18 protein-coding genes and 3 pseudogenes are annotated in these 26,329 nt (G+C 51.6%); 12 read left to right on the plus strand and 9 right to left on the minus strand.

Annotation, left to right across the window (positions count from 1 at the left end):
* Nucleotides 1-557: 557 nt before the first annotated feature.
* Nucleotides 558-1,683: pseudogene (torT, locus tag C7B16_RS08595) on the plus strand (TMAO reductase system periplasmic protein TorT).
* Here torT and torR read toward each other — a convergent pair.
* A complete protein-coding gene (gene torR / locus C7B16_RS08600) occupies nt 1,656-2,348 on the minus strand; it encodes a two-component system response regulator TorR (RefSeq protein WP_001120100.1) in 693 nt (230 codons plus the stop codon). The pseudogene torT and the gene torR overlap by 28 nt on opposite strands.
* Nucleotides 2,349-2,477: 129 nt before the next feature.
* Here torR and torC point away from each other — a divergent pair, with 129 nt between their 5' ends.
* The 3 genes from torC to torD are packed head-to-tail and all read left to right on the plus strand — an operon-like array spanning nt 2,478 to nt 6,792.
* Entirely contained in the window at nt 2,478-3,650 is a 1,173-nt protein-coding gene (torC, locus tag C7B16_RS08605; RefSeq protein WP_107179577.1) for a pentaheme c-type cytochrome TorC, read from the plus strand.
* Complete coding sequence (gene torA, locus C7B16_RS08610; protein WP_016248572.1) at nt 3,650-6,196, plus strand: trimethylamine-N-oxide reductase TorA; 2,547 nt, start codon at nt 3,650-3,652, stop codon at nt 6,194-6,196. The genes torC and torA overlap by 1 nt, the downstream gene beginning before the upstream one ends.
* Nucleotides 6,193-6,792, plus strand: coding sequence for a molecular chaperone TorD (gene torD / locus C7B16_RS08615; protein ID WP_016248573.1), 600 nt, complete (start codon nt 6,193-6,195; stop codon nt 6,790-6,792). The genes torA and torD overlap by 4 nt, the downstream gene beginning before the upstream one ends.
* Nucleotides 6,793-7,244: 452 nt before the next feature.
* Here torD and cbpM read toward each other — a convergent pair whose 3' ends face one another.
* From cbpM to C7B16_RS08640, 5 genes are all read right to left on the minus strand, one after another.
* On the minus strand, nt 7,245-7,550 hold the full coding sequence (gene cbpM / locus C7B16_RS08620) for a chaperone modulator CbpM (RefSeq protein WP_000024563.1): 306 nt from the start codon (nt 7,548-7,550) through the stop codon (nt 7,245-7,247).
* Nucleotides 7,550-8,470: a curved DNA-binding protein gene (gene cbpA, locus C7B16_RS08625; protein WP_107179578.1), complete on the minus strand. Its 921-nt coding sequence runs from the start codon at nt 8,468-8,470 to the stop codon at nt 7,550-7,552. Before cbpA ends, cbpM begins: the two co-directional genes overlap by 1 nt.
* A 214-nt stretch (nt 8,471-8,684) precedes the next feature.
* Nucleotides 8,685-9,041, minus strand: a complete 357-nt coding sequence (locus tag C7B16_RS08630; protein ID WP_024191856.1) for a RidA family protein — start codon at nt 9,039-9,041, stop codon at nt 8,685-8,687.
* Nucleotides 9,038-10,291 (minus strand): D-amino acid dehydrogenase, encoded by a 1,254-nt coding sequence (locus C7B16_RS08635; RefSeq protein ID WP_001516153.1) that lies wholly within the window; start codon nt 10,289-10,291, stop codon nt 9,038-9,040. The genes C7B16_RS08630 and C7B16_RS08635 overlap by 4 nt, the downstream gene beginning before the upstream one ends.
* A 50-nt stretch (nt 10,292-10,341) precedes the next feature.
* A complete protein-coding gene (locus C7B16_RS08640; RefSeq protein ID WP_000776564.1) occupies nt 10,342-11,256 on the minus strand; it encodes a LysR family transcriptional regulator in 915 nt (304 codons plus the stop codon).
* Between the two features lie 273 nt (nt 11,257-11,529).
* Between C7B16_RS08640 and C7B16_RS08645 the strand changes: the two are divergent.
* Nucleotides 11,530-12,954 (plus strand): annotated as a pseudogene (locus tag C7B16_RS08645) (gluconate:proton symporter).
* A 149-nt stretch (nt 12,955-13,103) separates the two neighbouring features.
* Entirely contained in the window at nt 13,104-14,345 is a 1,242-nt protein-coding gene (gene agp, locus C7B16_RS08650; protein WP_001516155.1) for a bifunctional glucose-1-phosphatase/inositol phosphatase, read from the plus strand.
* A 219-nt stretch (nt 14,346-14,564) separates the two neighbouring features.
* Here the strand turns inward: agp and C7B16_RS08655 are convergent, their stop codons facing one another.
* A complete protein-coding gene (locus C7B16_RS08655; RefSeq protein ID WP_107179579.1) occupies nt 14,565-14,792 on the minus strand; it encodes a YccJ family protein in 228 nt (75 codons plus the stop codon).
* Nucleotides 14,793-14,812: 20 nt separating this feature from the next.
* Nucleotides 14,813-15,409, minus strand: a complete 597-nt coding sequence (gene wrbA / locus C7B16_RS08660; protein WP_107179580.1) for an NAD(P)H:quinone oxidoreductase — start codon at nt 15,407-15,409, stop codon at nt 14,813-14,815.
* A gap of 361 nt (nt 15,410-15,770) precedes the next feature.
* Here wrbA and C7B16_RS08670 point away from each other — a divergent pair, with 361 nt between their 5' ends.
* Nucleotides 15,771-15,944 carry a general stress protein gene (locus C7B16_RS08670; RefSeq protein WP_001273657.1) on the plus strand — a complete coding sequence of 58 codons (174 nt, stop codon included), beginning with the start codon at nt 15,771-15,773 and terminating at the stop codon, nt 15,942-15,944.
* Nucleotides 15,945-16,156: 212 nt separating this feature from the next.
* Nucleotides 16,157-16,795 carry an HTH-type transcriptional regulator RutR gene (gene rutR / locus C7B16_RS08675; RefSeq protein ID WP_000191701.1) on the plus strand — a complete coding sequence of 213 codons (639 nt, stop codon included), beginning with the start codon at nt 16,157-16,159 and terminating at the stop codon, nt 16,793-16,795.
* 39 nt (nt 16,796-16,834) lie between these two features.
* Here rutR and putA read toward each other — a convergent pair whose 3' ends face one another.
* A complete protein-coding gene (gene putA / locus C7B16_RS08680) occupies nt 16,835-20,797 on the minus strand; it encodes a trifunctional transcriptional regulator/proline dehydrogenase/L-glutamate gamma-semialdehyde dehydrogenase (RefSeq protein ID WP_107179581.1) in 3,963 nt (1,320 codons plus the stop codon).
* A 421-nt stretch (nt 20,798-21,218) separates the two neighbouring features.
* On the opposite strand from putA, the gene putP reads away from it, so the two are divergent.
* From putP to efeB, 4 genes and pseudogenes are all read left to right on the plus strand, one after another.
* Nucleotides 21,219-22,727 (plus strand): sodium/proline symporter PutP, encoded by a 1,509-nt coding sequence (gene putP / locus C7B16_RS08690; RefSeq protein WP_001018482.1) that lies wholly within the window; start codon nt 21,219-21,221, stop codon nt 22,725-22,727.
* A 210-nt stretch (nt 22,728-22,937) separates the two neighbouring features.
* A pseudogene (efeU, locus tag C7B16_RS08695) lies at nt 22,938-23,769 on the plus strand (iron uptake transporter permease EfeU).
* Nucleotides 23,770-23,826: 57 nt separating this feature from the next.
* On the plus strand, nt 23,827-24,954 hold the full coding sequence (gene efeO / locus C7B16_RS08700) for an iron uptake system protein EfeO (protein ID WP_016248579.1): 1,128 nt from the start codon (nt 23,827-23,829) through the stop codon (nt 24,952-24,954).
* A 5-nt stretch (nt 24,955-24,959) separates the two neighbouring features.
* Entirely contained in the window at nt 24,960-26,231 is a 1,272-nt protein-coding gene (gene efeB, locus C7B16_RS08705; protein ID WP_061091118.1) for an iron uptake transporter deferrochelatase/peroxidase subunit, read from the plus strand.
* The last annotated feature ends 98 nt before the right edge of the window (nt 26,232-26,329 follow it).

Raw genomic sequence — 26,329 nt, forward strand, 5'->3', positions numbered from 1 at the left:
ACAGTCGGGCTTTTAGCTTTTGAGAATTGCAAGTTCTAATATGGAGGTCTTCCGTGCTCAATTTTAGCGGAGGAGACTGGATAGTGAAAGCCCTTAAACTACTGGCAAGAAGCAGAAGACTACGCCAAGTTTATTATTCAACGTTAGTTGCTGTACTGTATATGCCCTGATACGCTCCCCCGCTTTAGTTGAGTTGGTAAAACTATGCGGGAATTAGGCGGACTGTCGCGGACTGATGAGTGGGAAGCATCGCCCAACAGGGCGGGGAGTCTCCTTCTTGGTGTGGCGGTGTTCAACAAAAAATTAGCGCAAGAAGACGAAAAATCACCTTGCGCTAATACTCTGTCTCAGGTCACTAATCACATCTAACTCATTGATTAATAGTGACTCTAAATGTAGTGTTTTGTCGCGTTTTGTAGTCTATTATTTAACCATAGATACATGTAACCGTATGATTTTTAAATAATTTATATGATTTTATCATCCTTTAGGTGAAAAAGGTTGAGTCGCAAAGTGGAATGCATCTAGCATAAAGCCTTATTATTGATGAGGCTATCATGCGCATACTGCTTTTGTTACTTCTTCCCTTTTTCGTGTTACCCGTTTTTGCGGGCGATAACCTGTTGCGCTGGCATTATGCGCAACATTTTACGGAGCAGCCTGTTACATCACTTAAAGTCAAACGCTCGTGGAAATTGTGTGCGCTCTATCCCAGTCTGAAGGATTCATACTGGTTATCGTTGAACTATGGTATGCAGAAAGCAGCCCGCCGAAGTCAAACGCTCGTGGAAATTGTGTGCGCTCTATCCCAGTCTGAAGGATTCATACTGGTTATCGTTGAACTATGGTATGCAGAAAGCAGCCCGCCGCTATGGTGTGGATTTAAAAGTGCTGGAGGCCGGTGGCTACGGTCAGTTGGCTACTCAGCAGGCGCAAATTGAGCAGTGTAAACAATGGGGCGCAGAAGCGATTTTGCTCGGTAGCAGCACGACGTCATTTCCCGAATTGCAAAAGCAGGTAGAAAGTCTGCCAGTGATCGAGCTGGTGAATGCCATTGACGACTCACAGGTAACAAGCCGCGTTGGCGTGCCCTGGTTTCAGATGGGCTATCAGCCGGGGCGGTATCTGGTGCAATGGAGCAACGGAAAACCTCTCAATGTATTGTTGATGCCCGGCCCGGACAACGCCGGGGGTAGTAAGGAGATGGTAGCGGGGTTCCGCGCAGCCATTGCCGGAAGCCCGGTGCGTATTGTTGATATTGCGCTCGGAGATAACGATATTGAAATCCAGCGTAACCTGTTGCAGGAGATGCTGGAGCGTCATCCAGAAATCGACGTTGTTGCCGGAACGGCCATTGCCGCAGAGGCGGCGATGGGCGAAGGGCGCAACCTGAAAACGCCGCTCACCGTAGTGTCATTTTATCTTTCACACCAGGTTTATCGTGGCCTGAAGCGGGGAAGAGTGATTATGGCTGCCAGCGATCAAATGGTCTGGCAGGGGGAACTGGCTGTTGAGCAGGCTATCAGACAATTACAGGGACAATCGGTGTCTGATAATATCAGCCCACCGATTTTAATCCTGACGCCGAAAAATGCCGACCGTAAACATATTCGCCGCTCGCTGTCGCCAGGAGGATTTCGTCCGGTCTATTTTTATCAGCACACATCAGCGGCTAGGAAATAGCCCTCGCCATGTTGAGTCACCAGTAAATCCGCGCTGAGTTTATGGCGTAAACGACGAATTAACACATCGACGGTACGCAGGTCGGGGTTTTCCACCCGACGGGCAGAGAGCATACGCAGCAGACGTTCGCGACTGAGAATTTTGCCGGGATTGGTCACAAACGCCACCAACATTTCATACTCTGCGCGGGTCAGTTTAATCGGCTCGCCATCCAGCTCCAGCGTATGGCGCGACACATTTAGGCAATAACCAGCAAAGCAATAACAGTTGTCCTGAGTAAGTGGTTGCACCTGCCGCGCGAGGTCGATGCGCCAGAGCAGATTTTTCACCCGCACCACCAGTTCGCGCAATTCCAGCGGCTTGGTTACGTAATCGTCCGCGCCCATCTCCAGCCCGACAATGCGGTCAATCTGATCGCTGCGTCCGGTAACCAGAATAATGCCTACCGTCGAACGTTCCCGCAACGCGCGGGTTAACATCAGGCCATTTTCATCAGGTAAATTAATATCCAACAGAATTAAATCGACCGGCTGATTCTGCATAATTTCCCGCAGCCCGGCACCGCTCGCCGTAACGGAAACGGTATACCCCTCTTGGGTAAAGTAGGTTTGTAAGCGTGCCTGGGTAATCGGCTCATCTTCAACAATAACAATATGATGTGGCATCAGGGGGGATTACTCATTCTGTTCATATCTGTTCATATTTTGCCGTAAGCCGTTCATCCTGACCAGTGCCGCTGTTCATATTTGCTCATTAAGATCACTTCACTAAACCTTAATTTTACAGGGGCTATTATGCGGAAACTCTGGAATGCGCTACGCCGACCCAGTGCTCGTTGGTCGGTGCTGGCGCTGGTCGCTATTGGGATTGTGATTGGCGTCGCGCTGATTGTGTTGCCTCACGTTGGGATTAAAGTCACCAGCACAACCGAATTTTGTGTCAGTTGCCACAGTATGCAACCGGTGTATGAAGAATATAAACACTCGGTGCATTTCCAGAACGCCTCTGGCGTGCGTGCCGAATGCCATGACTGCCATATTCCGCCGGATATTCCGGGCATGGTGAAGCGTAAACTGGAAGCGAGCAACGACATTTACCAAACCTTTATTGCCCACTCCATTGATACACCTGAGAAATTCGAAGCCAAACGAGCGGAACTTGCCGAGCGTGAATGGGCGCGAATGAAAGAAAACAACTCGGCAACCTGCCGTTCCTGTCATAACTACGATGCGATGGATCATGCGAAGCAGCATCCGGAAGCGGCGCGTCAGATGAAGGTGGCAGCGAAAGATAACCAATCCTGCATCGACTGTCATAAAGGTATTGCCCACCAGTTGCCGGATATGAGTAGCGGTTTCCGTAAGCAGTTCGACGAGCTGCGCGCCAGTGCTGATGACAGTGGTGACACGCTGTACTCCATTGATATCAAGCCGATTTATGCGGCGAAAGGCGATAAAGAGGCGTCTGGTTCTCTGCTGCCTGCCTCAGAAGTGAAAGTCCTTAAACGTGACGGCGACTGGCTGCAAATTGAAATTACCGGCTGGACGGAAAGTGCCGGACGTCAGCGTGTACTCACCCAGTTCCCAGGCAAACGCATCTTTGTTGCCTCGATTCGTGGTGATGTTCAGCAGCAGGTGAAAACGCTGGAGAAAACCACCGTGACCGATACCAATACCGAGTGGAGCAAGTTGCAGGCCACTGCGTGGATGAAGAAAGGCGACATGGTGAACAACATCAAACCAATCTGGGCTTATGCGGATTCGCTGTACAACGGCACCTGTAATCAGTGCCACGGCGCACCGGAAATCTCCCACTTTGACGCTAACGGTTGGATTGGCACGCTCAACGGCATGATTGGCTTTACCAGCCTCGATAAACGTGAAGAACGCACCTTGCTGAAATATCTGCAAATGAATGCGTCCGACACTGCAGGCAAGGTTCACGGCGATAAGAAGGAAGAAAAATAATGAAGAATAACGATCTCTTTCAGGCATCACGTCGGCGTTTTCTGGCGCAACTCGGCGGCTTAACTATCGCCGGGATGCTGGGGCCGTCACTGTTAACGCCGCGCCGTGTGAATGCGGCGCAAGCGGCTACTGAGGCGGTCACCTCGAAAGAGGGCATTCTGACCGGGTCGCACTGGGGGGCTATCCGCGCGACGGTGAAGGATGGTCGCTTTGTGGCGGCAAAACCGTTCGAACTGGATAAATATCCGTCGAAAATGATCGCCGGATTGCCGGATCACGTACACAACGCGGCGCGTATTCGTTACCCGATGGTACGCGTGGACTGGCTACGTAAGCGCCATCTGAGCGACACATCCCAGCGTGGCGATAACCGCTTCGTGCGCGTGAGCTGGGATGAAGCCCTCGACATGTTCTATGAAGAGCTGGAACGTGTGCAGAAAACGCACGGTCCGAGCGCCCTGTTGACTGCCAGCGGTTGGCAATCGACGGGGATGTTCCACAATGCTTCCGGTATGTTGGCGAAAGCCATTGCACTGCATGGCAATAGTGTCGGTACAGGTGGTGACTATTCTACCGGTGCTGCGCAGGTGATCCTGCCGCGTGTGGTTGGTTCGATGGAAGTGTATGAACAGCAAACCTCCTGGCCGCTGGTATTGCAGAACAGCAAAACCATTGTGCTGTGGGGCTCCGATTTGCTGAAAAACCAGCAGGCGAACTGGTGGTGCCCGGATCATGACGTTTATGAATATTACGAGCAGCTAAAAGCGAAAGTTGCTGCTGGTGAAATTGAAGTCATCAGCATCGATCCGATCGTGACGTCAACTCACGAGTATTTGGGGCGTGAGCATGTGAAGCACATTGCGATTAACCCGCAAACTGATGTGCCGCTGCAATTGGCGCTGGCGTATACGCTGTACAGCGAAAATCTGTACGACAAAAACTTCCTCACCAACTACTGCGTGGGCTTTGAGCAGTTCCTGCCGTATCTGCTGGGCGAGAAAGACGGTCAGCCGAAAGATGCCGTATGGGCTGAAAAACTGACTGGTATTGATGCCGAAACAATTCGTGCGCTGGCACGGCAGATGGCGGCGAACAGAACACAGATCATTGCTGGCTGGTGTGTACAGCGTATGCAGCACGGTGAACAGTGGGCGTGGATGGTTGTGGTTCTGGCAGCGATGCTGGGACAAATTGGCCTGCCGGGCGGTGGCTTTGGTTTTGGCTGGCACTATAACGGCGCAGGTACGCCGGGGCGTAAAGGCGTTATTCTGAGCGGTTTCTCCGGTTCAACGTCGATTCCGCCTGTTCACGACAACAGCGACTACAAAGGTTATAGCAGCACCATTCCGATTGCCCGTTTTGTCGATGCGATCCTCGAACCAGGGAAAGTGATCAACTGGAACGGTAAATCGGTAAAACTGCCGCCGCTGAAAATGTGTATTTTTGCCGGAACTAATCCATTCCATCGTCATCAGCAGATCAACCGTATTATCGAAGGCTGGCGTAAGCTGGAAACGGTTATCGCCATAGATAATCAGTGGACCTCAACCTGCCGTTTTGCCGATATCGTGCTACCTGCGACCACGCAGTTTGAGCGTAACGATCTCGACCAGTACGGCAACCACTCCAACCGTGGAATTATCGCTATGAAACAGGTGGTGCCGCCACAGTTTGAGGCGCGCAACGACTTTGATATTTTCCGCGAGCTGTGCCGTCGCTTTAATCGTGAAGAAGCCTTTACTGAAGGGCTGGATGAAATGGGCTGGCTGAAACGCATCTGGCAGGAAGGTGTACAACAGGGCAAAGGACGCGGCGTTCATCTACCAGCGTTTGATGACTTCTGGAATAACAAAGAGTACGTCGAGTTTGACCACCCGCAGATGTTTGTTCGCCACCAGGCATTCCGTGAAGATCCGGATCTCGAACCGCTGGGGACGCCGAGCGGCCTGATTGAGATCTATTCGAAAACCATCGCTGACATGAACTATGACGATTGTCAGGGGCATCCGATGTGGTTTGAGAAAATCGAACGCTCCCACGGTGGGCCAGGCTCGCAGAAATATCCGTTGCATTTGCAATCTGTGCATCCGGATTTTCGACTTCACTCGCAGTTATGTGAGTCGGAAACTCTGCGTCAGCAGTATACGGTGGCGGGTAAAGAGCCTGTCTTTATTAGCCCGCAGGATGCCAGTGCGCGCGGCATTCGTCACGGTGATGTGGTACGCGTCTTTAACGATCGCGGTCAGGTGTTAGCAGGGGCAGTCGTTTCTGACCGTTATGCACCCGGTGTGACGCGAATTCACGAAGGGGCATGGTACGATCCGGATAAAGACGGCGAGCCAGGGGCGCTGTGCAAATACGGTAACCCCAATGTGTTGACCATTGACATCGGCACCTCGCAGTTGGCGCAGGCGACCAGTGCGCATACCACACTGGTGGAAATCGAAAAATACACAAGCACAGTGGATCAGGTGACGGCGTTTAGCGGCCCCATCGAAATGGTGGCGCAGTGCGAATATGTTCCGGCGTCGCAGGTGAAATCATGACTTCCTTGACGGCACAACAGACTGCCTGCGTCTACGCCTGGCTGGCACAGTTGTTTTCCCGTGAACTGGACGATGAACAACTGACGCAAATCGCCAGTGCGGAGATGGCTGAATGGTTTTCTTTGCTGAAAAGCGAACCGCCGCTGGCTGCGGCGGTGGACGAGCTGGAGAAAAGCATTGCTGCCCTGGTGGTACGTAACGACGCCCGTCTGGAACTGGCCGCTGATTTTTGCGGCCTGTTTCTGATGACCGACAAGCAAGCGGCGCTGCCGTATGCATCGGCCTACAAACAGGACGAGCAAGAGATTAAACACTTGTTGGTTGAGGCGGGCATGGAAACCAGTAGCAACTTCAACGAACCGGCAGATCATCTGGCGATTTATCTTGAGTTGTTGAGCTATCTGCATTTTTCACTGGGGGAAGGGAAAGTTACCACACAAAAAATCAACAGCTTACGGCAAAAAACGCTGGCGGCGCTGCGATCATGGCTACCGGAATTTGTAACGCGTTGCCGTCAGTATGACAGCTTTGGTTTTTACGCGACACTAAGCCAGTTATTGCTGGTGCTGGTGGAGTGCGACAACCAAAACAGATAATGCCGTTTGTAGGCCTGGTAAGACGCGTTAAGCGTCGCATCAGGCATTATGGCACAGCCGCCGGATGCGGCGTGAACGCCTTATCCGACCTACGGAACAGTGATCTTTGTAGGCCTGATATGACGCGTTAAGCGTCGCATCAGGCATTATGGCACAGCCGCCGGATGCGGCGTGAACGCCTTATCCGGCCTACGGGACAGTGATCTTTGTAGGCCTGATAAGACGCGTTAAGCGTCGCATCAAGCATTATGGCACAGCCGCCGGATGCGGCGTGAACGCCTTATCCGGCCTACGGAACAGTGATCTTTGTAGGTCTGGTAAGACGCGTTAAGCGTCGCATCAGGCATTATGGCACAGCCGCCGGATGCGGCGTGAACGCCTTATCCGGCCTACGGGACAGTGATCTTTGTAGGCCTGATAAGACGCGTTAAGCGTCGCATCAGGCAACAAACTCACGGATGAGCCACAAACCGGGAAAGCCGTTGGCGCAGCAGGCGGTTTTCCTGTTTCAGATGTGCGATATCATCCATTAACGTTAGCGCCACCGCGATCCCCGGCCAGTCAAGCGCCAGTTCCTGACGCAGACGTACCGCGCGTTGCACCACAATGGCGGCATGGTCGTCAAACACCCAGGTCGTTTCCTGAATCTCACGCGGTTCAACTACGCCTAAACCGACAATTTCATTCAACTCCTCTTCAGAAATGCCGGTATGCAGGCAAAATTCAGTAATGGTAAAAGTCACCGTAACGTTAGCCATTATGCTTTCCCCCAATCTTTACGTGGATCAAAAGACGACTGGGCGTCTGCCAGTTGTTGCCACAGCGCAGCAGTGTTTTCATCAGGTTTCGGCGGCATGACGATTTTCAGCACCGCATACAGGTCGCCGGTCTGTTTTTTACCGACCAGACCTTTACCTTTAACGCGCAATCGTTGTCCGGCCTGACTGCCTGGTGGGATGGTCAGCAAAATGCTTTCTTTCAGTGTTGGAACGGTGACTTTAGCTCCCAGTGCCGCTTCCCACGGACTAACCGGCACCACAATTTCCAGATCCTGACCGACAATATCAAACAACGGATGTGGCGCAATATGAATCACCAGCCACAGATCGCCATTCGGACCGCCGTTTTCGCCCGGCGTCCCCTGGCCTTTCAGGCGGATACGTTGACCATTGCCGACACCCGCCGGGATCTTCACATTCAGCGTTTTCGGGATTTCCTGTTCGATCATGCCAAAGGCGTTATAAACCGGCAGGTTATAGCTGATGGTACGTTTATGCTCAGTAAGCGTTTCTTCAAGGAATACCGCCACTTCGATTTCAATGTCGTGGCCACGTGTGGCCGGGCGCTGGCGCCTCTGACGGGCATGCTGACCGAAAATTGATGAGAAGATATCGTCAAAATCTTCGGCGTTGAAACTCTGGCCGTCACCATGCTGGAACTGACGGTTAAATTGCGGATCGTTGCGATGTTGCCACATCTGATCATATTCAGCGCGACGTTGTTCATCACTCAATACTTCCCAGGCTTCAGCGACCTCTTTGAAGCGGGCTTCGGCATCGGGTTCTTTGCTGACATCAGGATGGTATTTGCGGGCCAGTCGACGATAGGCGGTCTTGATTGTCTTGAGATCGTCCGTCGGTTTCACGCCCATGATGGCGTAATAATCCTTTAATTCCATAGCGTTATCTCGCGTAAATCAATACAGACAAAGGGAAACCCCTGACAAGGTATCAGTGTTAAGTGTAGGGGAAATCAGAAAAAATCGTAGGTCTGTGACGAAACATAACTAAAAATGATATTTTCAGCCTGAATGTTGGCAGGTAAAAGAGGGGGGCGTTTACCCTTCATGGATGCCCCATGACTACGTTGCCAGGGGGCTGAAAACGGGGAACTTATCTTGCTTTTACTGCCGTGACCATCACTTCAACCAGAATCTCCGGGCGAGCCATCTCAGCTTGTACGGCAGCACGGGCTGGGCTATATCCTTCTGGTATCCAACTAACCCATACGTCGTTGAAATCGGCAAAATCGCGGGTGATATCTTTTATCCATACCTGCGCGGATAAGATATGAAATTTATCACTGCCAGCCGCTGCAAGTAATTCGTCGATTTTTTCCAGCACTTCGCGCGTTTGTTGCGCGATGTCTGGGGTATTGCTTTTCGGTGTCTGGCCGGAGAGAAAAACAAGGTTGCTATATTCCACGCTGGCGGCCAGACGCGGCTGTGGGTTATTACGTTTGATATTCAAGCTGATTGGCTCCATGTCAGTCCATCAAGTGAAATTGCAGGATCTTCGCCCGACAGCAGAGCGCCTAACACCACAGCACTACCTGCCGCCAGCGTGAAGCCCAGACTGCCCTGACCAAGATTCATCCAGAGATTTTGATACTTCGCCCGTCCTAATAGTGGCGGACCCGCAGGAGTGGATGGACGCATACCTGTCCATAATTCGGCATCATCGATACCTTGCAGTTGCGGAAAACTGGAGGCTACGATCTGTTTTAAGGCATCAATGCGTTCAGGGCGCAGTTCATTACCGTCATAGCCAATATCGACCATGGCGGCGATACGCAACCGGTCACCGAGTCGGGCATAGACAATTTTATGACCATAGTCGGTGACACTGATTTGCGGTGCGATCCCCATTTTTTGTGGGAAAGGGAGTGTCAGACTGTAACCTTTCAGACCGCAAAGCGGTACGTGAATCCCGGTTTCGGTAAGTAAATGTGTGCTGCCATTTCCGGCGGCAACGACATAATCATCAGCAATCAGCGTTCCTGTACTGGTGGTAATGGAGACTATGCGCTCACCTTTTTTATTCAACTGCAAAACTTCACAATCGGTCTGTAGCGAAAAATTCGCGCTGGCATTAAGTTTGGCAAGTAATGCCTGGCAGAACTTATAGCAGTCCGCCGTTTCATCGCCGGGAGAATAAATACCACCGCACAGGGAATTACCAATATGTTTTAGTGCGGGTTCAAGATGAACGCACTCTTCGCGTAATAGAGTCTGTTGAAAATGCGGATTAATGCCTTTTGCCGCTTTGGCTAAATCTTGCTGGCGGCGATGAATAATCAGTTTGCCAGAACGGCGCCAGTGGAAATCATCAAGATTATCCTCCAGCAACCATGCTTCCATTACCTGACGACTTAATAGTGATAAGCGTAAAATATGATCGCCATTGAGTTTATTTGTCCGGTTATTGCAGGCCAGTAAAAACGCCAGCAACCAGCGCCACTGACTTAATGACATGCGCAAACGCATATTCAGTGGAGAGTCACTTTTCCCCATCCATTTAAGCCCCTGCATCGGTACGCCTTTATCCGCCAGAGGGGCAACGTAACGATAACTGAGTTGCCCACCGTTAGCGAAACTGGTGGCGACGCCTGCCTGGCTGTTGCGTTCTAACAATTGTACCTGATGGCCCTGTTTTACCAGGACCCATGCTGTCGCCAGACCAATGACCCCGCCGCCAATAACTACAATGCGTTTTTTCATCACCTGAGATATCCACCGCTAATAAATGCGTTGGGGTTATGTCAAAACATTTAGGCCTGAGGAGCAATTGACTTTTTATTTTCAGGGTATAACTCAAGGTTAATGGCTCGCAGTTGCTGACGTAATTGCTGGCAGAGGAAATCAACAAATTTTTGTGTAATGGGGCTAAGTGACACGTCGGCACGACGTAGCAAACAAAGATCAATTTTCATTGGTGGTTCGATGGGGTGAATTGTTTCTGCCGGGAGGTTATGACGGGCAGAGAAAATATCGGTAATACTGCATCCCATTCCTCGTTTTACAAATTCAGTCGCCATGTAATAGGTCTGGACATTCAGGCGCGTTGTCAAAAAATCACGCCGTTTGGCTATGGCATTGGAAAGGGAATGTGGGCCAGGAGAAATCCAGCGTTGTTGGTCAATCTTGTCTATTTCTACCGCGCCCTGGCGATAGTCCCGGTCGATATAAACCAGCGGAACTTCGGCTATCAGTGTCGTCATAATCTCCCCCTGTTGAATCGGCTGTAGCGTCAGGGCCAGATCAATCTCACGCAGATCAAGTTTTTTAACCAACGTTTCAGTGTGCTCTGTCGTCAGTGTCATTACCAGATTTGCATTCTGCTGGTAAAACGCAGTGACTATTTCGGGCACCAGGCTTAATCCCAGGCTTGGCAGGCATCCCAGGGCTATTCTGGCTCGGGGATCTCGCGTCAGGTTATCGGCCAGCAGTCGCAGGTTATCGAGTTCGTGATAAATCGACTGCGCTTTTTCAAAAAGTGTGATCGCTTCGCTGGTTGGAAGAAGCTTGCCACGAACTCGCTGAAAGAGCTGAAAACCGAGTTTTTGTTCAGCGTTTTTTAACGCTTTACTGGCGGCCGGTTGGGAAATATTCAGCGATTCCGCTGCACGTGAAAGTGTTCCGCATGTCATCACGGCATAGAAGATTTCCAGGTGGCGCAGTTTCATTAAGAGTTAACCCAGAGTTATAGACGATAGATAAAAAGTCATTTCATGGTAACACCAAGTTAACATAAATTTAATCTGTAACGCCTGTTCTGGTAACAATGCGTTATTTGCCCACCTAAAAGGGGTTAATTACGAACTCAGAATAATACCTGTAGTACCCGGACAAACCCTCAGTGCATTTTGCCAACAATAATAACGAGGGGGGATATTTTCTGAGCTGTCCAAATACATCGGCTGATATTGACGGTCGATTCGATGGGGTTAAGGAGTTATATGAGTGACTCAATGCTCGCTGGTGGTTTGCTAACCAGACAAAATATCACCAAAAAGAATGTCATTATTGGCTTACTGTTGGTTATTTTTTTATTGACAGCGTTCTGGTGTCAGGGGCGTCCAGGTAATGAACTCGGACTGCTGGGTTTCACACCGTTGGTGGCGTTAGCGGTGCTCTCGTTGATAGGCGTCGATATTGTTCTGGCGGTTATTTCATCCATTATTATTGCGATGATAATGACTTCCACCGGTTTACCAGAAATGGGCACCATGCTGGCAAAATCGACAGGATAGTTTATCGCCACTGTTGGACTGATCATTATGCTTGGCGCAGGCGTCGGTGAAGTGGCAACACGTACCGGAGCGGCCGTTGAACTGGTCAAATTTGTGGTACATCGGATCGGGCTTTCCAGCCAGACACGGGTCAAATTTGGCATCGTCATCTCTTCCATTCTCATCTGTGGCGCGCTGGGCACTATGGCGGGTGGCAATGTTGCGGTGATTATTCCTGTGGCAGCAGCAGTACGGCTTACACCTCCCACGGTGGCGGCACTGATGATGACGGCGGGGTCAGTGGGATTATTTACCGGGCCTTTTACCCCCAGCACAGTGACGATTTTACAACTCGGCGGCCTGACTTATCCGCAATATCTGATGTACGTCGGGTTACCAATGAGCGCCGTGACGTTATTCGCAGGCTGGATCATGGCCGGGCGAATTCAGAAGATGACGGAAGGAAAATTGCATTACGACGTCGATCTTTCAGAGAAAACGCAGGAAGAAGAAGATCCCGCACGCGATCGCCGTCGCAAGCTCAGCGCCCTGGCATTTGCAGCAACCATTATTGTTATGGCGGTTATTGGCGTAGTGATAAAAGCAGGTTTTAGTTTTGCCATTATCGTTATGTTGTTGGTGGCTCTGGTCACCGGGCTGGTGGGAGGGTTAAGTCCAACCGGGATCTTGCAGGCGCTGTATAAAGGGTGTGGCAGGCTGGTGTGGATGTTTCTGCTCTACTGGCTGTATAACCCGATTCTGGAACTTATGGATAGCCTACAGGCGTATCAGGGGTTGCTCGAATATACCCAACCCCTGTTAACCGGGATATCTCCGGCATGGCTTTGCTTCTGTATTTTTGCCTTTAACATTATCGGTCATGTGCCTGGTGCCGCAGTGGCTCAGATGACTTTTACGCACAAAATATTTGGCCCGATGTTGATGGCTGCAGGTGTACCGCCACAGGGTACAACGGCGGTATTGTTAGCTTCATCGCAAGTGGACTGGTTTGGGCCTTTCCCTTCATCGGATATGTTTGGCCAAATGGGGCTGGCACAATCTACTCACCTGAAATATATGCTTTATAACGGTTGGGCCATTGTCATTGCCAATATCATTCTTTTTGCCGTGCTGTTTCAGATATTAGTTTAACGATACAAACCAGGCGATAGTGCAGCTACTGTCCGTTATCGCCTGACGGTTTCCCGCCTCGTCATCTGCTAAATTGCGAACCGGTTCCCGGAAAAATGCCATATTTCTGTCACACTCTTAATTGATTGATAACTAAAGAGGTGATGGGAATGAAAAAAACGCTAATAGCTGCGGCCGTGGCTGGAATGGTTTTACTCTCTTCGAATGCTCAGGCACAGACAGTGCCGGAAGGCTATCAGCTACAGCAAGTGCTACTCATGAGCCGTCATAACTTACGTGCGCCGCTGGCAAATAATGGCAGCGTGCTTGAGCAGTCCACGCCGAATAAATGGCCGCAATGGGATGTCCCCGGAGGGCAACTCACCACCAAAGGCGGCGTGCTGGAAGTGTATATGGGCCATTACATGCGTGAATGGCTGGCAGAGCAGGGGATGGTGAAATCGGGCGAATGTCCGCCACCGGACACCGTTTACGCCTACGCGAACAGCCTGCAACGTACCGTCGCCACTGCGCAGTTCTTTATTACTGGCGCATTCCCGGGGTGTGATATTCCTGTTCATCATCAGGAAAAAATGGGCACGATGGACCCAACCTTTAACCCGGTAATCACCGATGATTCCGCTGCATTCAGCGAGCAGGCAGTGGCAGCAATGGAAAAAGAGTTGAGTAAACTCCAGCTTACCGACAGCTACCAGCTACTGGAAAAAATCGTTAACTATAAAGATTCTCCGGCTTGTAAAGAAAAACAGCAGTGTTCACTGGTGGATGGCAAAAATACTTTTAGCGCGAAATATCAACAAGAGCCGGGCGTTTCCGGGCCGTTGAAGGTGGGCAACTCGCTGGTGGATGCGTTTACTTTGCAATACTACGAAGGTTTCCCGATGGATCAGGTGGCCTGGGGAGAGATCAAATCAGATCAACAGTGGAAGGTGTTGTCGAAACTGAAAAACGGTTACCAGGATAGCCTGTTTACTTCACCGGAAGTGGCGCGCAATGTCGCGAAACCGCTGGTGAGCTACATTGACAAAGCCCTGGTCACCGATCGCGCCAGTGCGCCGAAGATTACGGTGTTGGTAGGACACGACTCTAACATTGCCTCGCTACTCACTGCGCTGGATTTCAAACCGTATCAACTGCATGACCAGAATGAACGTACGCCCATTGGTGGCAAGATTGTCTTCCAGCGTTGGCATGACAGCAAAGCCAATCGTGATTTGATGAAAATCGAGTATGTGTACCAGAGTTCGCAGCAGTTGCGTAATGCCGACGCCTTAACCCTGCAAGCACCTGCTCAGCGCGTGACGCTGGAACTTACCGGCTGCCCGATAGATGCCAACGGATTTTGCCCGATGGATAAGTTTGATAGCGTGTTGAATGAGGCAGTGAAATAACAGAAAGCTCCCCCGCGAGAAGCGGGGGAGTATGGGACAGATGACAAATGTTAGATTGCCTGATGCGCTACGCTTATCAGGCCTACCTGAGAATTGCACTATATCGAATTTGCACGATCATGTAGGTTGGATAAGGCGTTCACGCCGCATCCGACATGAACAAAGCGCACTTTGTCAACAATTTGAAAACTCCCCCGCCAGAAGCGGGGGAATTGTGGATTAAACGTTTTTACGTTCGATGGTCTGTTCGCCCCAAAAAAGCGAATCTTTATCGGTTTTGGCAAAGGCTTTGACTAACACTTCATCGCTACCTTCTTCCCAAATTTTTTCCGCCATTTTTTCGTCATACCTGGCGACTTCAAAAATGGCCTCGGCTATTTCCGGCGACGTATTGCGCAGAGATGCCCATTCACCCACGTGATGGGCTTTCGCTTCTTGAGTTGGCATGCGTATCCTCCTGTTGAAGATTAGCCATTAAGTTTGACTGCCAGACCAGCAACATATTCCCCCTGGTAACGTGCGATAGACAACTCTTCCTGGCTGGGCTGGCGCGAACCGTCACCGCCTGCAATGGTGGTAGCGCCGTAAGGCGTTCCGCCGCGAACCTGCGAGACGTCAAATAATTCCTGCGCTGCGTAGCCAATGGGGACAATCACCATGCCGTGATGCGCAAGGGTCGTCCAGGTGGAAGTAATAGTTTGTTCCTGACCGCTGCCAGTTCCGGTAGAGCTAAAGACGCTCGCCAGTTTGCCGTACAGCGCACCGGAAGCCCACAGGCCGCCAGTCTGATCCAGGAAGGTACGCATCTGCCCTGACATATTGCCAAAGCGGGTCGGCGTACCAAAAATGATGGCGTCGTAATCGGCCAGTTCTTGCGGGGTTGCAACGGGCGCAGTTTGCGGTTTACCGCCTGCTTTTTCGAATAATTGCGGCTGCATGGTTTCCGGTACACGCTTAACGACAACTTCTGCGCCATCGACTTTGCTTGCGCCTTCTGCGACTGCACGCGCCATCGTTTCAATATGTCCGTACATGGAATAATAAAGCACCAGAACTTTAGCCATTTCTAACCACTCCTCGTGTTATCTCTATTCCGTAGCGATTCGCTACCACTCATTTAAAGATAAGACGTCCTTTTCAGAGTGCAAATTTCACAACCACTTATTTGATTTATAACAACTTTCACAAGCCTGTAATTTTGTCGCAAAATGATACATTTTTATCTCATAGCGTTTTTTTAATCATAAGAGCGGCTTATGGCTGATTATCAGAAATGATATCTATTCTCGCTAAGAAGCTGTTGCAGGATATTACCAAACGCAGGCTTACCCGCGTCAGTTCACTAAGCTTAGTCCCACGTAGCGAAAATATGGCATCCGCCATACGCCGCGTTAATCCTGGGCACTATGATGACGGAGGTCAGTAATGGCAAACCATCGAGGCGGTTCCGGCAATTTTGCAGAAGACCGCGAAAGAGCATCAGAAGCAGGTAAAAAAGGTGGACAGCACAGCGGGGGGAATTTCAAAAATGACCCGCAGCGCGCATCTGAAGCAGGAAAAAAAGGTGGTAAAAGCAGTCACGGCAAAAGCGACAAATAGCCGGGCTTAATCAATGACGAATGCGTTTTTGTCTGACGCGCGTCATTAGCCGCCACCGCCGGAAACCCCGGCGGTTTTTTCGTTCTGGTGTTCTCCTTTATATCCTCACGTTAATACCTTCTCGCTTATTCCATTCATATTGCGAATGTTGATGGTCGAGGCATTGTGCTGATTTTGCTATCCTGTTGCCCATCGACAAGAGGGGAGAGCGCATGACGCAAGGTGCAGTGAAAACAACGGGTAAACGTTCGCGCGCAGTGAGCGCGAAGAAAAAAGCGATTCTTAGCGCGGCATTGGACACTTTTTCACAATTCGGTTTTCACGGCACAAGACTGGAGCAAATTGCAGAGTTGGCGGGCGTTTCAAAAACCAATCTGCTGTATTACTTCCCGTCGAAAGAGGCACTGTATATTGCCGTGCTGCGGCAAATTCTGGATATCTGGCTGGCACCGTTAAAGGCGTTTCGTGAAGACTTCGCTCCGCTGGCGGCGATCAAAGAGTACATCCGGCTGAAGCTGGAAGTTTCCCGTGATTATCCGCAGGCTTCGCGCCTGTTCTGTATGGAGATGCTGGCTGGCGCGCCGCTGTTGATGGATGAACTGACCGGCGACCTGAAGGCGTTAATTGATGAGAAATCGGCGCTGATTGCCGGTTGGGTCAAAAGCGGCAAACTCGCGCCGATTGACCCGCAGCATCTGATTTTTATGATTTGGGCTTCCACCCAACATTACGCTGATTTCGCTCCCCAGGTGGAGGCGGTAACGGGCGCGACATTGCGCGATGAGGTGTTTTTCAATCAAACGGTTGAAAACGTGCAGCGGATCATTATTGAAGGGATCCGACCACGTTAATGATGCCGGAGGAGGTTGCGACATCCTCCGGCTACCTGTTTAACCGATCGTCATCAAACTGGCGTTACCTCCGGCGGCAGCGGTATTCACACTTAGCGAGCGTTCAATATACAGCCGTTCCAGCAGGATATTGCTTTCGCCACGGGCAAACCCCTGCACCGAAACAATCGCACCGTCCCGTGCGGCAACCGCTTCACACAACGCCCGAAGCTGATCCGAATCACCGTGGAAGATCACCGCATCAAACGGTTGAGCGGTAATATTTTCCGCTTTCGCCAGTTGAATACGTTCGCTGACTGCCGATGGCAATGCCTTCACTAACTGACGATGCAGCGCGTCATCCGGCCACAGCACCTGGCTGCCCACAGCCAGCACGGCGGCAAGCTGGGTTAATGCATCCTGTTCATCATCCGCAATACACAGCACGCGCTCACGCGGCAGCAGCGTCCAGGTATTACGTTCACCCGTCGGTCCTGGCAGTAATCGCTGTGTTCCTGCCTGTGCCAGCTCGCCATATTGCGTACATAACGCCTGCAATTCTGTTCGGTTTGATGCCCATTCCCGCAGCGCATTCAGTGGCTGAATTAATGCTGCTTTCAGTTGGGCATCAACCGGATACTCTGCATCCTGACGTGCGAGCGTCACCGCCAGTGCACTTTCCGGGCGATTCGCCAGCAGACGGTAGAGATAGAGCGGACCACCCGCTTTCGGGCCTGTACCGGACAACCCTTCGCCGCCGAACGGCTGCACACCAACTACTGCGCCAACCATATTACGGTTAACATAAAGATTGCCGACATGTGCCGAGCCAGTGACCTGGGCGATAGTTTCATCAATACGCGTATGGACACCGAGCGTCAGGCCATAGCCGGAAGCGTTAATCTGCTCGATCAGCTCCGGTAATTGATTACGGTTGTAGCGCACTACATGTAGCACCGGGCCAAAGACCTCTTTTTGCAATTCAGCAAAGCTATCCAGTTCGATCAGCGTCGGCGCGACAAAAGTGCCGCTTTGCCATTCACGGGCATCTTCACTGTTTTCCCGCACTGTCTGAAACACCGGACGGCCTTTGCTGCGCATGGTCTGAATATGACGCTCAATATTCGCTTTCGCTTCGCTATCGATCACCGGCCCGATATCGGTGGTCAGGCGACCCGGATTGCCCATTCGGCACTCGGCCACTGCGCCGCGCAGCATTTTCAAGGTGTGATCGGCAATCTCATCTTGCAAACACAGCACGCGTAGCGCCGAACAACGCTGGCCTGCGCTGTCGAACGCCGAGGCCAGTACATCTATTACTACTTGTTCAGTCAGTGCTGAAGAATCGACAATCATCGCGTTCATCCCACCGGTTTCAGCGATAAGCGGAATAGGGCGACCCTGAGCGTCCAGATGGCTGGCGATATTGCGTTGTAGCAAGGTAGCGACTTCGGTTGAACCGGTGAACATCACCCCGCGCACACGATCATCACCCGTCAGTTGTGCGCCCACGGTTTCACCCTGACCTGGCAGCAATTGTACTACGCCTGGCGGCACACCCGCTTCCAGCAAAATGGCGATCCCTTGCGCTGCAATCAGCGGCGTTTGCTCCGCCGGTTTTGCCAGTACGCTGTTACCTGCCGCCAGCGCGGCAGCAATTTGCCCGGTGAAAATGGCCAGCGGGAAGTTCCACGGGCTGATACATACCACGGGGCCTAAAGGACGATGCGTTTCGTTAGCGAAATCATCACGTACCTGTCCGGCGTAGTAGTGGAGAAAATCAACGGCTTCACGCACTTCGGCAATGGCGTTACTGAACGTTTTTCCGGCTTCACGCACCAGAATACCAATCAGTTGCTGCATCTGACTTTCCATTAGCACGGCAGCGCGATGCAAAATCGCTGCGCGTTCAGCCGGAGGGGTGGCAAACCAGATAGGCGCATTGTTGACGGCATTTTCCAGTGCCTGGTCCACTTCACGTGGCGTGGCTTCACGCACATAGCCCACAATATCTTTCGGTTCCGCCGGGTTGATAACGGGCGACATTTCGCCTGCCGCAACCGGTTGTTCCAGCATTGGCAAGGCCTGCCACTTTTGCAGCGCACTGTTGAGCAGAGCAGAGGAGAGTGACGCCAGACGGTGTTCGTTGGCGAGATCTAACCCTGCCGAGTTGTCGCGCCCGTGACCGTAGAGATCGCGCGGCAGGGGAATTTTCGGATGCGGTAATCCGGTTTGCCCTTCCTGCTGCGCTATTTTTTCTACGGCAGCGACCGGATCGGCAACCAGTTCATCCAGTGGCAGAGAGGTGTCGGCAATGCGGTTAACGAACGAGGTGTTAGCACCGTTTTCCAGCAGACGACGCACCAGATACGCCAGCAGCGTCTCATGTGTGCCAACCGGCGCATAAATACGACACGGACGGTTAAGTTTGCCGTCGGCAACTTTCCCGGTGACCTGCTCATACAGCGGCTCGCCCATACCATGCAGGCACTGGAACTCATACTGACCCGGATAGTAGTTCTGTCCCGCCAGTTGATAAATCGCCGCCAGCGTGTGGGCGTTGTGTGTCGCGAACTGCGGGTAGATTAAATTCGGCACCGCCAGCAGCTTTTTCGCACAGGCGAGATAAGAAACATCGGTGTACACCTTGCGGGTATAAACCGGATAGCCTTCAAGGCCGTCCATCTGTGCTCGCTTGATTTCACTGTCCCAGTACGCGCCTTTCACCAGACGAATCATCAGGCGGCGACGGCTACGGGTCGCCAGATCAATCAGGTAATCAATTACCATCGGGCAGCGTTTCTGATAAGCCTGAATAACAAAACCGATGCCGTTCCAGCCTGCCAGTTCTGGCTCGAAACAGAGTTTTTCCAGCAGATCGAGGGAGATCTCCAGACGATCGGCCTCTTCGGCATCGATGTTAATACCAATATCGTACTGGCGTGCCAGCAGCGTCAGGGATTTCAGGCGCGGGTAAAGTTCGTCCATCACGCGGTCATACTGCGCGCGGCTGTAACGCGGGTGTAGGGCGGAGAGCTTAATTGAGATCCCCGGGCCTTCGTAGATACCGCGTCCGTTAGAGGCTTTACCAATCGCGTGGATAGCCTGCTGATAAGAGACCATATACGCCTGCGCGTCCGCTGCGGTTAGCGCGGCTTCGCCCAGCATATCGTATGAGTAACGGAAACCTTTCTCTTCCAGCTTACGGGCATTGGCTAACGCCTCCGCGATGGTTTCGCCGGTGACGAACTGTTCACCCATCAGACGCATCGCCATATCCACACCTTTGCGGATCAGTGGTTCACCGCTCTTACCGATAATGCGGTTCAGCGAACGGGAGAGGCTGGCTTCGTTATGGGTAGAAACCAGTTTACCGGTAAAAAGTAGCCCCCAGGTGGCGGCATTAACAAACAGCGACGGGCTACGACCAATATGTGACTGCCAGTTACCATTGCTGATTTTGTCGCGAATTAAGGCGTCACGGGTGGCTTTATCGGGGATACGCAGTAACGCTTCTGCCAGACACATCAGCGCTACACCTTCCTGTGATGACAGCGAAAACTCCTGCAATAGTCCCTGAACCATGCCTGCGCGACCACTGGCGTTTTTTTGGTTACGCAGTTTATCCGCCAGTTGATATGCCAGTTTATGCGCCTGTTCAGCAACCGGCTGTGGCAGACGAGCTTGTTCCAGTAACATGGAAACAGCTTCTGTTTCCGGGCGGCGATACGCGGCGGTGATGGCGGCGCGGGAAACCGACTGCGGCAAAATTTGCTCGGCAAAATCGAGGAAAGGCTGGTGTGGTTCATCTGCCGGATTCGGTGCTTCATCGCTCTCATTGGCCGCGCCAGAAAGCAGCGCAGGTAGCTCCGGCAAGGTATCGCTGTTTTCAAGTTGTTCGAGATAAGAAAAAATCGCCTGCTTAATTAACCAGTGTGGTGTGCGATCGATACGTGTCGCGGCAGACTTAATACGCTCACGCGTCGCGTCGTCCAGCTTAACCCCCATAGTGGTGGTTCCCATGCCATTACTCCTGTTGTTCTGAAAGGTGCAACTTAACGTTATCGTGAAATATCCATTATGTTGCAACTTTGTGCAACTGTGTTAAATGTGACCTGCGTAGCAAGCTTAAAAATGAATGAAATGTTAATAAAAGTAATCGTTATGACAGGAATTAAAAAAGTAACGCAGACTTTTTCTCTGCGGCAGTTAACATTTTTGAAAGGTGCAACCGCAAAAAATGTGAGGGAGTGCAACCTGATGGAAAATAGTATCGCTGGGTAATAAAAATTGATGTAAATGATGTGTTAAATCGATTGTGAATAACCAGCGCTTACGGCAGGATACGGTCGCCCTGGTAAACATAAACTCTGTTACCCCGTTCCGGTGGCAGATATAACGGCAAGTTTCGACATTGCCGATAATATTTTTTTGGAGACTTTAGATGGCTATTAGCACACCGATGTTGGTGACGTTTTGTGTCTATATCTTTGGCATGATATTGATTGGGTTTATCGCCTGGCGATCAACCAAAAACTTTGACGATTATATTTTGGGTGGCCGCAGTCTTGGCCCATTTGTAACGGCATTATCGGCGGGTGCGTCGGATATGAGCGGCTGGTTATTAATGGGGTTGCCGGGCGCGGTATTTCTTTCCGGGATTTCAGAAAGCTGGATCGCCATTGGCCTGACATTAGGCGCGTGGATCAACTGGAAACTGGTGGCCGGGCGGTTGCGTGTTCATACCGAATACAACAATAACGCCTTAACTCTGCCGGACTATTTCACCGGGCGCTTTGAAGATAAAAGCCGTATTTTGCGTATTATCTCCGCGCTGGTTATTTTACTGTTTTTCACTATTTATTGTGCTTCGGGCATTGTGGCTGGCGCACGTCTGTTTGAAAGCACCTTCGGCATGAGTTACGAAACGGCTCTGTGGGCAGGTGCGGCGGCGACCATCCTTTATACCTTTATTGGCGGTTTCCTCGCGGTGAGCTGGACCGATACCGTGCAGGCCAGCCTGATGATTTTTGCGCTGATCCTCACTCCGGTGATCGTGATTATCAGCGTCGGTGGTTTTGGTGACTCGCTGGAAGTGATCAAACAAAAGAGCATTGAAAACGTTGATATGCTCAAAGGCCTGAACTTTGTCGCCATTATCTCGCTGATGGGGTGGGGGCTGGGCTACTTCGGGCAGCCGCATATTCTGGCGCGTTTTATGGCAGCGGATTCCCACCATAGCATCGTCCATGCGCGTCGTATCAGCATGACCTGGATGATCCTCTGCCTGGCCGGAGCGGTGGCTGTCGGCTTCTTTGGTATTGCTTACTTTAATGATCATCCGGCGGTAGCGGGTGCGGTAAACCAGAATGCTGAACGCGTATTTATCGAACTGGCGCAAATTCTGTTTAATCCGTGGATTGCCGGAATTCTGTTGTCAGCGATTCTGGCAGCGGTGATGTCAACATTAAGCTGTCAGTTGCTGGTATGTTCCAGTGCGATTACCGAAGATCTGTACAAAGCGTTTCTGCGTAAACATGCCAGCCAGAAAGAACTGGTGTGGGTTGGGCGCGTGATGGTGCTGGTGGTGGCGCTGGTGGCCATTGCGTTGGCGGCAAACCCGGAAAACCGCGTGCTGGGTCTGGTGAGCTACGCGTGGGCAGGTTTTGGTGCGGCGTTTGGTCCGGTCGTGCTGTTCTCGGTAATGTGGTCACGCATGACGCGCAACGGTGCGCTGGCGGGGATGATTATTGGCGCGCTTACGGTTATCGTCTGGAAACAGTTCGGCTGGCTGGGGCTGTACGAAATTATTCCGGGCTTTATCTTCGGCAGCATTGGGATTGTGGTGTTCAGTTTGCTGGGTAAAGCACCGTCAGCGGCGATGCAAAAACGTTTTGCTGAAGCGGATGCGCATTATCATTCGGCGCCACCGTCACGGTTGCAGGAAAGCTAAGGGAAGGCGTTTTACCGAAACATAACAGGCAGCAGGCAGAGGGCAATCAGTGATTGCCCTCTGTGTTTTCTTTCAAAGTATTTTTACATTTCATCATCATTATCACTACATTTCGCTTGTGTTTTCCTTCGCCGTAATGATAATCGCTATCACTGCGATTTACTTTTCTTTGCATAGATTGACTCAGAAAAACGTTTAAGGGTGGGTGGCATGTTTGTTCCGTTTCTCATTATGTTGCGCGAAGGACTTGAAGCCGCGCTGATTGTTAGTTTGATTGCCAGCTATCTTAAGCGTACCCAGCGGGGCCGATGGATTGGTGTGATGTGGATTGGCGTGTTGCTTGCCGCCGCGTTGTGCCTGGGACTGGGCATCTTCATTAATGAAACCACCGGCGAATTCCCACAAAAAGAACAAGAACTGTTTGAAGGTATCGTGGCGGTGATTGCCGTGGTGATCCTCACCTGGATGGTTTTCTGGATGCGCAAAGTGTCGCGCAACGTCAAAGTGCAACTGGAACAGGCGGTCGATAGCGCATTGCAGCGCGGAAACCATCACGGCTGGGCGCTGGTGATGATGGTCTTTTTTGCCGTTGCAAGGGAAGGGCTGGAGTCGGTCTTTTTCTTGCTGGCGGCATTTCAACAGGATGTCGGGATTTGGCCGCCGCTGGGCGCAATGCTTGGTCTCGCTACTGCCGTAGTGCTCGGTTTCTTGCTCTACTGGGGGGGGGATTCGCCTGAACCTTGGCGCATTTTTCAAATGGACGAGCCTGTTTATCCTCTTCGTCGCCGCAGGGCTGGCCGCTGGTGCCATTCGCGCATTTCATGAAGCCGGACTGTGGAACCACTTCCAGGAAATCGCCTTCGATATGAGCGCGGTGCTTTCAACTCACTCTCTGTTCGGTACGCTGATGGAAGGTATTTTTGGTTATCAGGAAGCGCCCAGCGTCAGCGAAGTGGCCGTCTGGTTTATTTATCTCATCCCGGCGCTGGTGGCGTTTGCTCTGCCGCCACGTACCGGTACGACAGCGTCTCGCTCCGTGTAACGAATACGACGCAAACTCTTACTTAGTTACAACATACTTTAAAGGGATAGTCTCGTCATGACCATTAACTTCCGCCGTAGCGCACTGTACCTGAGCGTGGCTGCGCTTTTCTCCACCGCTTTTATGGCTAACGCTGCTGATGTTCCGCAGGTCAAAGTGACTGTGACGGATAAACAGTGCGAACCGATGACCATTACGGTCAACGCCGGTAAAACGCAGTTCATTATTCAGAATCACAGCCAGAAGGCACTGGAGTGGGAGATCCTCAAAGGTGTGATGGTGGTGGAAGAGCGGGAAAATATCGCCCCTGGTTTTAGCCAGAAAATGACGGCGAATTTACAGCCAGGTGAATACGATATGACCTGCGGTCTGCTGACTAACCCGAAAGGGAAGTTGATCGTCAAAGGCGAGGCGACGGCGGATGCGGCGCAAAGCGATGCGCTGTTAAGTCTTGGCGGTGCAATTACCGAATATAAAGCGTATGTCATGGCGGAAACCGCGCAACTGGTTACCGATACCAAAGCCTTTACCGACGCCATCAAAGCAGGCGATATCGAAAAAGCCAAAGCACTGTATGCCCCGACGCGCCAGCACTATGAGCGCATTGAACCAATCGCTGAACTGTTCTCTGATCTGGATGGCAGCATTGACGCGCGTGAGGATGATTACGAACAAAAAGCGGCTGACCCGAAATTCACCGGTTTCCACCGTCTGGAAAAAGCGCTGTTTGGCGACAACACCACCAAAGGGATGGATAAGTACGCTGACCAGCTTTATACCGATGTGGTCGATTTGCAAAAACGTATCAGTGAACTGGCTTTCCCGCCATCAAAAGTCGTTGGTGGCGCAGCCGGGCTGATCGAAGAAGTGGCAGCCAGCAAAATCAGTGGTGAAGAAGATCGCTACAGCCATACCGATCTGTGGGACTTCCAGGCAAACATTGAGGGCTCTCAGAAAATTGTCGATCTGCTGCGTCCACAATTACAAAAAGCTAATCCAGAACTGCTGGCGAAAGTTGACGCCAACTTCAAAAAAGTCGATACCATTCTGGCGAAATATCGAACTAAAGACGGTTTTGAAACCTACGATAAGCTGACCGATGCCGACCGTAACGCGCTGAAAGGGCCGATTACTGCGCTGGCAGAAGATCTGGCGCAACTTCGCGGTGTGCTGGGACTGGATTAAGCGTTATGCAGTACAAAAATGAAAACGGCGTGAATGAACCGTCACGCCGACGTTTACTGAAAGGGATTGGCGCGCTGGCGCTGGCAGGGAGTTGCCCGGTCGCTCATGCGCAAAAAGTGCAAAGTGCGCCGGGTACGCTTTCGCCAGAAGCGCGCAATGAGAAACAACCTTTTTATGGTGAGCATCAGGCGGGCATTCTGACACCACAGCAAGCTGCAATGATGCTGGTGGCGTTTGATGTGCTGGCCAGCGATAAAGCCGATCTTGAGCGGCTGTTTCGTTTGCTGACTCAGCGGTTTGCTTTTCTGACTCAGGGCGGAGTGGCACCAGAAACGCCCAATCCTCGCTTGCCGCCACTCGATTCCGGCATTCTCGGCGGATACATTGCGCCTGATAATCTCACTATTACACTGTCTGTGGGGCATTCGTTGTTTGATGAGCGGTTTGGCCTTGCGTCGCAGATGCCGAAAAAGTTGCAGAAGATGACGCGTTTCCCTAACGACTCGCTGGATGCAGCATTGTGTCATGGTGATGTGCTGTTGCAGATTTGCGCTAACACCCAGGACACGGTGATCCATGCGCTGCGCGATATCATTAAACACACGCCAGATTTACTCAGCGTTCGCTGGAAACGGGAAGGGTTTATTTCCGATCATGCGGCGCGTAGCAAAGGCAAAGAGACGCCGATTAATTTGCTGGGCTTCAAAGATGGCACCGCCAATCCCGACAGCCAGAATACGAAACTGATGCAAAAAGTGGTGTGGGTAACGGCAGATCAGCAGGAGCCAGCCTGGACTATTGGTGGCAGCTACCAGGCCGTGCGTTTAATTCAGTTTCGGGTGGAGTTTTGGGACAGAACACCACTGAAAGAGCAGCAGACGATTTTTGGTCGAGATAAACAAACCGGTGCACCGCTGGGTATGCAGCATGAGCATGATGTACCGGATTACGCCAGTGACCCTGAAGGGAAGGTGATTGCGCTGGACAGCCATATCCGGCTGGCGAATCCCCGCACGCCAGAGAGTGAGTCCAGCCTGATGCTGCGTCGCGGCTACAGTTATTCGTTGGGTGTCACCAACTCCGGGCAACTTGATATGGGGCTTTTGTTTGTCTGCTACCAACACGATCTGGAAAAAGGCTTCCTGACAGTTCAAAAAAGGCTGAATGGTGAGGCTCTGGAGGAATATGTCAAACCCATCGGCGGGGGGTATTTTTTTGCGCTGCCGGGGGTGAAGAATGCGAACGATTACCTGGGAAGCGCGTTATTGCGGGTTTAATGTTTGTTTACGCCGTATCTGGCGTTCGTGCTCTGATGCCTGATGCGACGCTTGCGCGTCTTATCATGCCTACGGTTAGGGTACAGAGCACACTAATA

It is taken from the genome of Escherichia sp. 20412-1, from assembly GCF_003027595.1.
Classification (GTDB): Bacteria; Pseudomonadota; Gammaproteobacteria; order Enterobacterales; family Enterobacteriaceae; genus Escherichia; species Escherichia marmotae.

Bases quoted from the DNA above. Each gene is read 5' to 3' on its own strand.
- torC (WP_107179577.1), top strand. From the start codon at position 2,478: ATGCGGAAACTCTGGAATGCGCTACGCCGACCCAGTGCTCGTTGGTCG.
- cbpM (WP_000024563.1), bottom strand. From the start codon at position 7,550: ATGGCTAACGTTACGGTGACTTTTACCATTACTGAATTTTGCCTGCAT.
- efeB (WP_061091118.1), top strand. From the start codon at position 24,960: ATGCAGTACAAAAATGAAAACGGCGTGAATGAACCGTCACGCCGACGT.
- cbpA (WP_107179578.1), bottom strand. From the start codon at position 8,470: ATGGAATTAAAGGATTATTACGCCATCATGGGCGTGAAACCGACGGAC.
- C7B16_RS08640 (WP_000776564.1), bottom strand. From the start codon at position 11,256: ATGAAACTGCGCCACCTGGAAATCTTCTATGCCGTGATGACATGCGGA.
- putA (WP_107179581.1), bottom strand. From the start codon at position 20,797: ATGGGAACCACCACTATGGGGGTTAAGCTGGACGACGCGACGCGTGAG.
- torR (WP_001120100.1), bottom strand. From the start codon at position 2,348: ATGCCACATCATATTGTTATTGTTGAAGATGAGCCGATTACCCAGGCA.
- agp (WP_001516155.1), top strand. From the start codon at position 13,104: ATGAAAAAAACGCTAATAGCTGCGGCCGTGGCTGGAATGGTTTTACTC.
- torA (WP_016248572.1), top strand. From the start codon at position 3,650: ATGAAGAATAACGATCTCTTTCAGGCATCACGTCGGCGTTTTCTGGCG.
- torD (WP_016248573.1), top strand. From the start codon at position 6,193: ATGACTTCCTTGACGGCACAACAGACTGCCTGCGTCTACGCCTGGCTG.
- rutR (WP_000191701.1), top strand. From the start codon at position 16,157: ATGACGCAAGGTGCAGTGAAAACAACGGGTAAACGTTCGCGCGCAGTG.
- C7B16_RS08670 (WP_001273657.1), top strand. From the start codon at position 15,771: ATGGCAAACCATCGAGGCGGTTCCGGCAATTTTGCAGAAGACCGCGAA.
- C7B16_RS08655 (WP_107179579.1), bottom strand. From the start codon at position 14,792: ATGCCAACTCAAGAAGCGAAAGCCCATCACGTGGGTGAATGGGCATCT.
- putP (WP_001018482.1), top strand. From the start codon at position 21,219: ATGGCTATTAGCACACCGATGTTGGTGACGTTTTGTGTCTATATCTTT.
- wrbA (WP_107179580.1), bottom strand. From the start codon at position 15,409: ATGGCTAAAGTTCTGGTGCTTTATTATTCCATGTACGGACATATTGAA.
- efeO (WP_016248579.1), top strand. From the start codon at position 23,827: ATGACCATTAACTTCCGCCGTAGCGCACTGTACCTGAGCGTGGCTGCG.
- C7B16_RS08635 (WP_001516153.1), bottom strand. From the start codon at position 10,291: ATGAAAAAACGCATTGTAGTTATTGGCGGCGGGGTCATTGGTCTGGCG.